Below are 12,092 nucleotides of genomic sequence, written 5' to 3' on the forward strand. Positions count from 1 at the left end.
TTTAGAAAATTAGCTTTCCAATAGGCTTTTATCTAACATTTCTATCGCTATATTTGCCAGGCACCTTCAACAATGAACTTACAGCATCTCATGTATGCATCAGGTGTATGGGCGTGTTGCGAGCAAAACTTCACAAGAGAGGGATATCTTGTGTGAGCGGCTCAGGGATGAGTTAAAAGCGTTTTTGCTCGGAATACCCCATATGCCTTATGCGAGAGATACTCCAAGCGTTTGGTGAGTTGTTCGGAGTTTCCATGCGACCCTTGTATTGTCGCCTTTACCACCGTAATACCGCTTTTTCATTCACGTCTGCAACAAAACTGACGCCATTCTCTTCGATTTTTAACGGCACTGCTTTGCCATTCACAGTTAACTTAATTTGCTCAATTGGTGGTTGATTGATGCCAACAAAATTAACGCTAATTTGTCTTTGTTCAGGCATATTTAAATAAACACCTAGGCTTGGATGTATAGTTAAACGCTGCAAACTTTCTTGATACAGAATAAAGCTAGTCGCGTATTGATTCTCTAAACGATAGGCCGGCGTTTTGTCATCATCTTCGTATAAAACAAACTGACCATCTTCACCTGTGTATACATCTAAAATTAACTGACTTTTATCAATAAATTGTGTGCTTAAAGCATATGGGCGTTTTGGAACAATAGAGCCAGCTTTGGCAAAAATAGGCATTTGTGCTGGTAACAATTTTCGCTGTAACACCTTATCGCCTTCAATTGTTTTTGCTGCCGAGCTATCCGTGTTGATGTCATACCACAAACCCGGTGGTAGCCAAAAATTAACTGTGCTCATGCCCATCTTGTCGGCTGGTTGGCTGTTAGGTACAACCAATAAATTATCACCCCACATATACTGTAAATCATACTGCCAAGCTTGTGCATATTCTGGGTATTCGAGCAACATAGCGCGGGCGATTGGTACACCTGTGTGATGTGCTTGATGTGCCGCTGAGTACAAATACGGCATAAGTTGATAGCGCAATTTAGCGTAATGTTTAAATGGCGCTAAAACCTGTTGGTTGCGGTCTAGTGGCCAGCGTGATTCACCCATACCATGCGGTTTCCAAATAGGCGAAAATGCGCCCATAGCAAGTGCCCATTGCTGATACAACACATCATCTGGCCCTTTATTGTTTTGCCAATCGTAAAAACCGCCAGCGTCATGTCCCCAATATGGGAAGGCAGATAAACCAGCTAACTGCATGCCTCGAATACTGTGTTGCATGTCGTAATAGTTAGGGTAAATATCACCACTCCATAGCGTCGCGTATCTTTGTGCTCCCGCTGTCATACCGCGTACCCACACAAATGGACGTTTGTTTAAATTGGCGCTATCCCAACCATCTTTAACCAGCGCTTGGGCAATTAAAAAGAACCAATAATTGCGCATTTCCGCAGACAAATGACCATTGGCTAATTTGGTGGTTAATGGCGCGGCGCCTTGCTCGTCAAATTCATCTATCCACAATGCATCACCCGGGTAATTAAGTTTAGGGTCAAGCGCTTGGGTGAAAAATATCTGCCAAAACCATTGTCTAAAATCACCATTGGTTAAATCTGGGGCGCTGTTTCTAAATTCAATTTCTTCAATAAAAGGCAAGTTAAAAGACTTTTGCCAACCCTCGCTGTACTGGGCTATGCAGCGGTTAAAATCAAGCGTCAGGGTTAAACCGTTTTGTTCTAACCAATCTTTATATTCGCTTGGGTTTGGGTAGCGATCTTTATCCCAAGCAAGTTTGGACTCGCAGCGTTTGCCGCCTGCCGCGCGCCAGCGGTTGTCATTAACCACATGATCTAGTGGTAAACCGGCTTTTCTGTGTTGAGTAATTTGTTGTTGCCACCAGTTTTGATCTGAAGGTGTTGGACTATTATGATCATGGCCTTTATCGGATAGCTGTAAACCAAACATGGATTTTGCCGGTAATCTAGGTTTGCCGGTTAACTTAACGTATTGGTTTAATACAGCTTTTAAATCATCACCGACAATCACAAATATATCCATTTGTGATTCACTGCGATAGCCGTTTAATTCAATGCTATAGGTTTGATTAGCACCAAAATTAAAGCGGTTTTGCTGCATGCTATTTACAAACATAGCATAATTTTTGCTCGATAAATAAAATGGCACTATCAAAGGGGCTTGTTCAATTGGCTCACTACCATAATTACGTTCGATAATTTGCCCGGCCAAATTTAGCCCTGAGTTACGGGCATAAAACCCGTGACCTAAACCGGTAAATTTTTCGTTTTTATCAAATTTAAATTGGGTAGAAATGCTTTGGTTAGCTTGGGTTAACGGGGTTATCTCTTGTAAAAAAACAGCGCTGTTATCTATATTATTTATTTGCTGAAATTGCGCCTGTAATGTCAGTGGATCTAAGCTAACTTGAATATTAGCTGTTGCAAATATGAGCTGCTGATCTGTTTGTTTAAAGCTTAATTCGGCCGGCCAATTATGTTGTTCGACCATTAAATAGTGGTCATCTGCAAAAAACACTTGTTCAGTGGTTATGCTTTGAATACGAATAATATCGTCGCCATAAGCTCGTATTTTTCGCTGCAAATTTAATTGTGGAGCGCTAACTAAATAGCCGTTATCCAGTTGTGTAACTTGAACTGCTTGATTTGCCCAAGCACAATTCAACAATACGGCTAAAGATAATATTACCCAACGCATCAAACTCATAACCCTAAACATCCAATATCTAAAATGCCAAATCAGTAGCGGAGAATTATGCCGTAATAGCGGTAAAATTAAATACCCGATTCGAACTATAGTATTTGAACAAACATAGGCTTTGGTCTAAAAACTATGATTACTTTGACAAAGCATGATGATTAAGTGCTAATTAGCCTTTTGTCTATCGGTGGCATTTTGGCTTGGTTGCACTTATACTTAAGCTTTACTCGCTCCAATTAGGTTTTACTATGACGACTGAAAATTCATTATTTATCCTCCAGCAAGAGAATAATAACGTGTGGCTGGCACAACAAACCGCAGGCGACGCTGCTTTTACTGACTATGGTGTGCAACCTAGCGTTTTACAATCAGAAGCTGAGGTTGGCCAAGCTATGTTGCAAGAGTTATATGCAACAGCTGCAGAGAAAAGCGGTGATATTAATATCGCCTTGTTAGGTGGCCGTGGTGCACAAGAGTTACATAGACTGTTGGGTGAACTCGCCAAAACTTCAGAGCAAGATGCTTTGTTAGCGCGCTTGAATGTATTTACGCAAGATGCGTTAGCACCTATGGGCATGAATAATGGGTTGAGTTTTGTACGCGATTTTGAACGCATTTTAGGTGAAGCTTTTTTCAAAAAAATCAAAAGTTTTACCCCAATGCAAACTGACTTGGATGATTTAGAAGCTGGGTTAATTGCCTATTTAAACAAGCTTGAGTCACTTGGTGGTTTAGATATCTTTTTTATTGGCCATGGCCCAGAGCAAAATCAAGCGTCACATTTGGCGTATATCAAGCCTTTTTCAGGTGCACAAGCAAGCCATGTAGCTGGACTCATTCCAATTTCTAGCAGTATTTTAGAGCACCACATCAGCAAATTTAAAGCCGGTGGCACTGTGGTTAGTGAAAGTGACGAAGCTGAATGTCGTAGCGCTCAATACATTTTAACTTTAGGGCCAGCAGCAATATTACAGGCGAAAAAAGTAGTCCAGTCTGTTGTTGATGCTGACTCTGCGCCTGCAAAAGTGCAAACTTATGCCAAGGTACTTAATAGCAAACTCAGTGATGATAAACAGCAAGCATTGCAACAGCTAAATGAAAATCCAGGTTTGTGGATCAGGCTCCACCCGAATACAAAATCTTTTGTATTGCCTAATCTGAATGTCTAACCCATATCGCCTAGGACACATTGCAGCATACTAATGGCTGCAAGTCCGGCGGTTTCAGTTCTGAGTACTCTAGGACCCATTAAAATATCGGTAAAACCCTGCTGGCGAGCAAGCGTGATTTCTTCGTCACTTAAGCCGCCTTCGGGGCCAATTAACAACTGAATATTGTGGGAATTTTTATCTAAGCGGCTAATGCCAATTTCGGCTTGTGGGTGCAAATTTAAGCGTAAACCATCGAATGTTTCAGCCAATACTTGATTAATATCTTGAATATCGCCAATGCTTGGCACAACCGCGCGACCAGATTGTTCACAAGCTGAGTGGACAATTTTTTGCCATTGTTCAACTTTTTTAGTAAAGCGCTCAGCATTGAGTTTAACCCCGCAGCGCTCACTGATAATAGGGGTAATGCGGCTAACCCCAAGCTCAACTGCTTTTTGTATGGTTAAATCCATTTTGTCACCACGTGATATAACCTGTAGCAGTTCTATATTTAGCGGCGACTCAGAATTATTTTTTTCCGCTGATTGAATATCCACACATACACGTTTGCGCGAACTTTCGCTAATCACACCAGCATAGTCAAATCCATCACCATTAAATAACACTACAGGATGCCCCGCTTGTTGGCGTAAAACTCGGCCAACATGATTGGCTGCGTCATCTGAAAGCTGCACATTGTCGCCTACTTGAAGTGGACTTGCGTGATAAATTCGGCTAATTCGCATGTTTAAACTGTCACTTGTTGTTATCTGGCTGAAGAGGGCTGTAGTATAGCTTGATTACCTAGGTGGATCTATTTGCTTACCCATGCTGGTATTCAGTCTAAACCAACCGGCAATACTGTAGCGCGCTTGTTTGGCTGGCAAGACTTCATGTGGGAATTCTTCACTTAAAAATATCACCAAAGTACCGCAGTTTGGTTGCACTCGAATGATTTCTTGTTGATGGTTTTCCGGGTGGTAAATAACCAATTCTCCACCATTATCAACCTGCCAGTTTGGGTTTAAATAATAGACAGTTGATAATATCCGATTGGCTTGGCCTTTAAACGAATCTAGATGTTTTTTGTAAAAATCACCAACTTGATATTGGGCAAAATGCGCTTCGTAACTAAACAAACCTAAATATAAACTGCGATTTAACTCAATGCGCAATTGCTCCATTTTATCTAACCACAAAGCTTCAGTCGCTTGTTGCTGATCCATCCATTTTATTTTATCGCGACGTACTGTGTTGTTGATTTTTTCATCACTTTCGCGGCCGATGGCGGCTTGTTTCAGCTGACTTTGTTGCAGTTGTTTGGCATGGGTATACAAGTGGTTTTCAAACTCAGGCGCAAATGCATGCTCAATAACGGCATAACCTTGTTCAACTAAAGCTGTGATGATGTTGTCGAATAACATGAATAAACCCCAAGACACGCCAGATGTGGCTTGGGGCATTTTAGGGGATTATTTTAATTTGCCAATGCTAAATTGACCTAAGGTTAACTTAAATACCACCGCGAATGTGTTGTCGCACTTTTTGTTGATAAAAATCAGCTAATAATTGTGTTACCTCTGCGGGTAACTTATCTAACTGACTCACCGCCGCATTGTTAATCAGCTGCTGACTTTTACTCACGCCAGCAATCACACTGCTCACCGCAGGTAAGTCTAACAACCAACGAATGGCAATTTGTTGTAAGTTGAGCTGTGTTGGGAAATCTAACTCGCTATGCTCAATCAATAGCTGTTGAAGTTGTTCAACCAGAGTTAAACCCTGTTCAAATGCAATGCCGTTAAAGGTTTCACCTACGTGAAAATGTGCGCCGTCTTTGTTGTAGTTTCTATGATCTTGCGCGGAAAATTGACGCTCTGCAGACATTTTTCCGGATAACAAACCCGATGCCAGCGGCAGGCGGGCGATAATGCCCACATTTTTGCTGGTGGCTAATGGCAATATTGTGTCTAAAGCATCTTGGCGGAATATGTTTAATAACATTTGTAAGCTAGTCACTTTGCTGTAGTTTAAACAAAATTCAGCTTCGTCTAACATTTCGACACTGGCACCGTAAAAACGAATTAAACCTTGTTGCTGAAAGTCTTCTAACCAATTAAACACTTCACCGGCAAATAATACTTGACGTGGAATACAGTGCAATTGAATAAGGTCAATTGCATCGACCCCTAAACGTTGCAGCGAACCTTCAATATTCTTTTGCATTGTTTGTTTAGTGTATTGATTGGGGAATAACCTTCCATCGCGCCCCACTTTAGTCGCAACAATAGTTTGCACTGAATTATGCTTGTTTTTTGCAAGCCATTGACCTATGCGGTTTTCACTTAAACCTGCGCCATAAACGTCAGCCGTGTCTAAGAAGTTAACTTGCTGCTGTTGTGCTGCCGCTAAAATTTCATTGGCTGTGTCTTGTGAAATTGGCCCAAAATCGTCACCGAGTTGCCAACAACCTAAACCAATTTCTGATACTTGTAGGCCGCTGTGGCCGAGTGTGCGTAATTTCATTCTAAACCTCTGACGTAATTGATTACAGGATATTCTACTCGGCTCGCTCAATTGGATATATACTTAACAATTTTACACATTGTTAAGTCTGGTTTATCAATAGCATGCTAAAAGGTTTATTGGAATTTATTACTGTGGTTGAACAAGGCAACTTTACTTCAGCAGCAGAACAACTAGGTACAACTCGCGCGCGTGTTAGCCAGGTGATTGCTGAGCTTGAGCAAGAATTAGCTGTGCAACTGATAGTGCGTTCAACTCGCAGTATGCAGCTAACTGCCAGTGGTGAGCGTTTTTATCAGAATTGCCGTAACGGCTGGTCAATTTTGCAAGATTCGATTGAGCAAGTTAAATCGAGTCAAACTCAGTTGTCTGGGTTAATTCGAATTAATTCAGTTGGTGGATGGTTTGGTGAGCGTATATTGGCACCCTTGTTAATCCAATTTATGCACAAGTACCCACAAGTTAAAATTGAACTAGATTTTGCCAGCAGCCATGTCGACTTAATTGCAGATAGATACGACTTAGCTGTGCGCATGGGCGATCTGCCTGATTCAAATTTAATTGCTCGGCAACTGACTTTTTACCCATCTTATGTCTGTGCTTCTACCGATTATATTAAAAACTACCCAGTCGTAGAGCATCCAAAACAACTAAAAAATTACCCTTGTATCTTGGGCAGCATGAAAAAATGGCAATTCAGCCAAAATAGCCAAGCAACGACACAAAGTTATGATTTTCAACCAACTGGTACTTTGCAGTGTGCAAATGGTTATGTCGCTTATCAAGCGGCAATTGCGGGTGTGGCTATGGTGCGCTTACCAAGTTACTACGCAGCGCAAGATATTCAAGCAGGGCGGTTGGTTAACATGGTTGAAGGTTGGAATGCGAAAGGCAGCCAAGTTAGTTTAGTGTACGCCAAAGCTAAATTTAAGCCTGCTCGAATTGAATGTTTAATTGACTACTTGTGTGCTGAATTAGCTGAGGATAGTGGCAGCCGGTTTGCCTAAATGGAAACCTTGGGCGCTATCGACCGCCAATTCGGCTAGCTTGTCGAGCAGTGCTTGAGAATCAACAAATTCGGCTGTTACCGCCATATTATTGCTGTGGGCAAATGCGACTAACAATTTGACGATTTGTTCAGTTTTTTCATCCTTTAATAAACGCTGAATTAAGCTGCCATCAAGTTTAATTACGTCTGCGTTTAAATCTAATAAATGGCTAAAGTTCGAATAGCCAGTGCCAAAGTCGTCTATAGCCAATTTACAACCCAAAGTTTTAATTTGCTGCACAAATTGTTTTACTAATGCGTAGTTTTCTATGCCTTCGGTTTCTGTGATCTCTAAGGTTAAGTATTGGCCGTTTTGGCTTTTTTCTAGCTGAGCTAATAAATAATCAACTGTCGCTGGATGACCAATGTCCTGCATAGTGAAATTAATTGAAACCTGTACTTTATGTTGTTCAATACAAGACAATGCTGTATCTATCATTTGTCGCGTCAGTCTATGATATTGTTGGGTGCGTTTGGCTATTTCAATAAATAAGTTTGGTGTAATGACAGTGCCGTCTTCTTGGTGTATTCGCGCCAACATTTCATAACTTTTAATTTGACCACTGCTAATATCAACAATCGGTTGGTAGTAAGCGACCAGCCTATGTTCATTTAATGCAGATTTTAGTTTATTGACCCATTTTGCATTATGCGCTTGCTGCTGAACTTTTTGTTCATCTAATTGGTACCAAGCGAAGCTTTGTTGTAGCCTGCGGCCCTTAGCCATAGCTTCACGCGCTTGCTCAATATATCTATCATCATTAATTAAGGTTGCACCAACAGACACAGTTAAGGTGACACCGCCGACTTCTGGTAATAACTCGGTTGATTCAAATTGTTCAATCAAATGAGTTAAGTAGCGAGTGACTTGTTGTTGAGTATATGTATGTGAAAACAATAAACCAAATTGATCCGCATTTAATCGGTAAGCTTTGATTCGTTGGCTGCTCTTACTCATTAATAAATCACCAGTGGCAACCAATAAACGGTTACCTATGGCAGTACCATAAAAATGATTGAGGGATGAAAAGGCATTAATGTTTATTAAGGCGAATGTTTCGCCGGTATTGACCACATCTTGAGTTAAGGCAAGCCGATTCGACAGCTGTGTTAGCGGATCTATGCTTTGTTGCAATAATAGTTGATTACGCTGTCTCACCATTAAATAAGAAAAAACCGTGATAAAAATAGTTAAGACGATAGAAATTTGCCCTAACCAAAACAGCAGGTTTTGGTGGGTTTCGAATATGGATTTTGGTTTGTTGTGTACATGGGCATTGGCTATGATTGGATGTGAAATATTTAAACCAAAACGTTTAATTTGATTGTAATCCATATGCAAAGTGGGCAGTAAATCGTCAATGGTATTTACAGTTGGTGCACCGCTCAGGTATTGATGGGCAAGGTGGGCTGCCTCAAAGCCAAATTGTTCAGCAAACAAAAAACCGGCCAAAGCGCCATCAACATAATTCATAGCGACCAATAGTGGGCGGTTTAATTGACTACTTATTGTATTAATAGTGACATTTAAGTCGACGATTTCGCCAGCAACATTTTTCAATGAGCCTGCTGTGCCTAAAATAATTGGGCCGGGTTGAGCCTGAGTAAAAAAGTCGACGATTTGTGCTAGATATTGTTTTTGCACATGTTCAATTGTTATCGATTTATCTAGTTTGAGTTTATCAATTTGTTCACCGACAAATTTATCAGTAATGCTGCCATCGCCAACATAGTAGATAGTTGTGATATTTGGATAGAGTTCAGACAAAATCGTTACATATTCGTCAAAATAAGGTTTTTCATACACGCCACTGACTTGTTGGAATGGATAAGTATTTAACAATTCAGTATTACTGACCCCTGAAAAAACTATCGGTGTATCGGCAAAAATTTGAGGCTTGAGTCCAAGTACAAACTGAGCTGCGTTGTCGTCAGTGACATAAATTAAATCGGGTTTGAACTTTTGATATTTGGCAACCAGATAGTTTTGAAACAATGTGATGTATTGGCTGCTTGGCTGTATTCGTTTGGTATCTAAATACTCACTCGAAAAACGTAAAGTTTGTTGGCCGTTCAACTTCTGTAGTTGTTGGGTAAAAGCTTGTTGCTGTTTAATCGTCCAATCAAAATCTTGGCTGTACGAATGGACCATGAGGATATGCGGCGGATTGGTACTAGCATGTGCCCAAGGCATATTTATTACCAACAGGCATAACAACAAGCCTAACAACCATTGCATATAGGTCTACCATATTATTAAATAAAACAAGTTTATAACATATATCCTGGGTTTTCGCGATTTATCTAGGTATGAGGGTAAATAAAGCAAAAAACCGAAACAGAGCTAGCTCAAGTTTCGGTTTTTGCAGATTCGGATTGTATCAGGGATTATTCAGCTTGGCCGAACTCAACACCTTTTTCAATGTCACCTTTTAAAGTTGGTAACATGTCATCAAATGCTTTTTGCTCAAATGCACTGATAGAACCGAAGTCTAAAATAGCTTCAACGCCGTCTTTACCCAATTTAACTGGCTGTGCAAAGAAAGGTGCATTTTCACCATTGCCTTGAACATATGCACATTCAATCACTTCTTCACCTTGTAAACCTTTAATTAAAGATAAACCGAAACGAGCTGCAGCTTGACCCATAGATAGAGTTGCAGAACCGCCGCCAGCTTTAGCTTCAACAACTTCAGTACCAGCGTTTTGGATACGAGTGGTTAAGCTTGCTATTTCTTCGTCAGTGAAAGAAACACCTTCAACTTGTGACAACAAAGGTAAAATAGTTACACCTGAGTGACCACCAATTACGTCAACTTTAACGTCTTGAGTTGATTTACCTTTTGCTTCAGCGATGAAAGTTTCAGCGCGGATAACGTCAAGAGTTGTTACACCGAATAAACGCTTAGGATCGTAAACACCTGCTTTTTTCAATACTTCTGCTGCAATTGGCACAGTAGTATTTACTGGGTTGGTAATAATACCAACTAAAGCTTTAGGGCAAACATCAGCAACTTTTTGTGCTAATGATTTGATAATGCCAGCGTTGATGTTAAATAAGTCAGCGCGATCCATACCAGGCTTACGTGCAACACCTGCAGAAATTAATACAACATCAGCACCTTCTAATGCAGGTGAGCAATCTTCACCAGCAAAACCAGTTACTTCAACATCTGTAGGTATGTGGCTTAAATCTTTTGCAACACCTGGAGTTACAGGGGCAATATCATACAAACTTAACGCTGAACCAGCTGGTAAGTTTAACTTTAACAATAGACCTAATGCTTGGCCGATACCACCAGCCGCACCAATAACTGCAACTTTCATAATGTTCTCCATTTATTTGAGTGAGAAGACGTCAAAATTTGCCAACAAAGATAAAAGATTGATAGACAAATGACAATTGCTGTCGGGTATTAAATCTATCAATCGTTTGTATAGTGACTATAGCAATGCCAGTTTTATTATGATTTATTTTGGCTCAGGTGGGCAGTTAAATCACCAATTTCTAACATTGGTGCTGCATCTAGGTGCTGTGCGTCCATCATTTGTACTACGCGCTGCAACGACGACAGCATCATATGCTGCTCCCAATCTTTTAGATCCCTAAATTGGCGAACAAAGTGTTCCTGCAAAGGTAATGGCGCTTCGCTTAATAATTCTTGGCCTGCATCAGTTAAATACGCATGGACTTTACGTTTGTCTTGATTTGAACGTACGCGATAGACCAATTCACGTTTTTCTAGTCTATCTAAAATACTGGTTACAGTCGCTTGCGACAAGCTAATTTCGTTGGCTATTTCACCTATGGTTACTTCGCCTTTCTCTTGAATCGCTCTAAGTAATAACAATTGTGGAGCTGTTATTCCTGAGGTTTTTACCAGCTGTTTTGAATGCAAGTCAGTTGCTCGTATCAGTCGACGTAACGTAATGAGCACTTCTTCAATTGGTTCAACTTGGGCCAAAGCATCTTCCATTAGTGATTTTGAGTTGTCATGTATTATAAACATAAATTTCAGCTTATTCGACTTCTGATGACTGCAGCGTCATAAGGTTTGTAAAGTCAACGACTATAGTTAAGTTATTGTCTTCGTTTATTGTGCCTGTTACCCAAGTTGCAGTTTGCCCACCACGTGCTTCGATGCTTGTGTCGATTGACTCTGGGTCAAACTCGATAATGCTATCAACTTGATCGACAGTCACCCCGATTCTTTCTTGACCAGCGTTTTCTATAATTAGAATATTGTTTTGTTGTGTAATATTTTTATCACAAAGTAATTTTTCACCGCTTATTATGGTAATAACTTCACCTCTAATACTTAATATGCCTTCAGCGAATTGATTTGAGCCAGGAAACGGATTGCACTGTGCATACGGTATAACTTCCTTTATTTGTTGGATGTTACAGCAATATCTAGTTTCATTTATTAGAAACGCTACCCATTTATTCAACATAAAACCCCAAATAAAAATTAACGCTGGATCTTTTAAGAATGTTTAGTGTACTATATAAAACAATATTTAGACATCTAAATATTTTAATTGTAAATAATTTGAGATAAAACTTTCGATATGGATCGAGTTAATCAAAATTTGGGGCAACTGACGTTTCGTTGTCCAACCGCCAACGATGGCTATGCTGTAAATCAGCTAATAGCGGCTTTTCCCC

Annotated in this window: 10 protein-coding genes; 2 read left to right on the forward strand and 8 right to left on the reverse strand. The window is 40.3% G+C overall.

All coding sequences use genetic code 11. The features are described 5' to 3' along the window. Positions 1-277: 277 nt before the first annotated feature. Positions 278-2,695, reverse strand: a complete 2,418-nt coding sequence (locus tag WSC_RS0116870; protein ID WP_169315486.1) for a glycoside hydrolase family 31 protein — start codon at positions 2,693-2,695, stop codon at positions 278-280. Positions 2,696-2,946: 251 nt separating this feature from the next. Here WSC_RS0116870 and WSC_RS0116875 point away from each other — a divergent pair, with 251 nt between their 5' ends. Next, positions 2,947-3,867 (forward strand): sugar phosphate isomerase family, encoded by a 921-nt coding sequence (locus tag WSC_RS0116875; protein ID WP_016957128.1) that lies wholly within the window; start codon positions 2,947-2,949, stop codon positions 3,865-3,867. On the opposite strand, the gene WSC_RS0116880 is transcribed toward WSC_RS0116875, so the two are convergent. The 3 genes from WSC_RS0116880 to WSC_RS0116890 form a co-directional block, all read right to left on the reverse strand. Then, positions 3,864-4,595, reverse strand: coding sequence for a 16S rRNA (uracil(1498)-N(3))-methyltransferase (locus WSC_RS0116880; protein WP_016957129.1), 732 nt, complete (start codon positions 4,593-4,595; stop codon positions 3,864-3,866). The two genes, WSC_RS0116875 and WSC_RS0116880, sit on opposite strands and share 4 nt — an antisense overlap. A 54-nt stretch (positions 4,596-4,649) precedes the next feature. Continuing rightward, positions 4,650-5,273: a 2OG-Fe(II) oxygenase gene (locus tag WSC_RS0116885; protein WP_040394952.1), complete on the reverse strand. Its 624-nt coding sequence runs from the start codon at positions 5,271-5,273 to the stop codon at positions 4,650-4,652. 88 nt (positions 5,274-5,361) lie between these two features. Then, complete coding sequence (locus WSC_RS0116890; protein ID WP_016957131.1) at positions 5,362-6,375, reverse strand: aldo/keto reductase; 1,014 nt, start codon at positions 6,373-6,375, stop codon at positions 5,362-5,364. Positions 6,376-6,479: 104 nt separating this feature from the next. Between WSC_RS0116890 and WSC_RS23190 the strand changes: the two genes are divergently transcribed. Further along, a complete protein-coding gene (locus tag WSC_RS23190) occupies positions 6,480-7,382 on the forward strand; it encodes a LysR family transcriptional regulator (protein WP_016957132.1) in 903 nt (300 codons plus the stop codon). Here WSC_RS23190 and WSC_RS24355 read toward each other — a convergent pair. From WSC_RS24355 to WSC_RS0116915, 4 genes are all read right to left on the reverse strand, one after another. Next, entirely contained in the window at positions 7,350-9,662 is a 2,313-nt protein-coding gene (locus tag WSC_RS24355) for a GGDEF domain-containing phosphodiesterase (RefSeq protein WP_016957133.1), read from the reverse strand. The two genes, WSC_RS23190 and WSC_RS24355, sit on opposite strands and share 33 nt — an antisense overlap. 149 nt (positions 9,663-9,811) lie before the next feature. Then, a complete protein-coding gene (gene mdh / locus WSC_RS0116905; protein WP_016957134.1) occupies positions 9,812-10,750 on the reverse strand; it encodes a malate dehydrogenase in 939 nt (312 codons plus the stop codon). A gap of 137 nt (positions 10,751-10,887) precedes the next feature. After that, on the reverse strand, positions 10,888-11,433 hold the full coding sequence (locus WSC_RS0116910) for a MarR family winged helix-turn-helix transcriptional regulator (protein WP_016957135.1): 546 nt from the start codon (positions 11,431-11,433) through the stop codon (positions 10,888-10,890). A 10-nt stretch (positions 11,434-11,443) separates the two neighbouring features. After that, positions 11,444-11,878 (reverse strand): chemotaxis protein CheW, encoded by a 435-nt coding sequence (locus WSC_RS0116915; protein WP_016957136.1) that lies wholly within the window; start codon positions 11,876-11,878, stop codon positions 11,444-11,446. Positions 11,879-12,092 lie beyond the last annotated feature (214 nt).

Source organism: Catenovulum agarivorans YM01 (genome assembly GCF_000281085.1).
GTDB classification, from domain to species: Bacteria; Pseudomonadota; Gammaproteobacteria; order Enterobacterales; family Alteromonadaceae; genus Catenovulum; species Catenovulum agarivorans.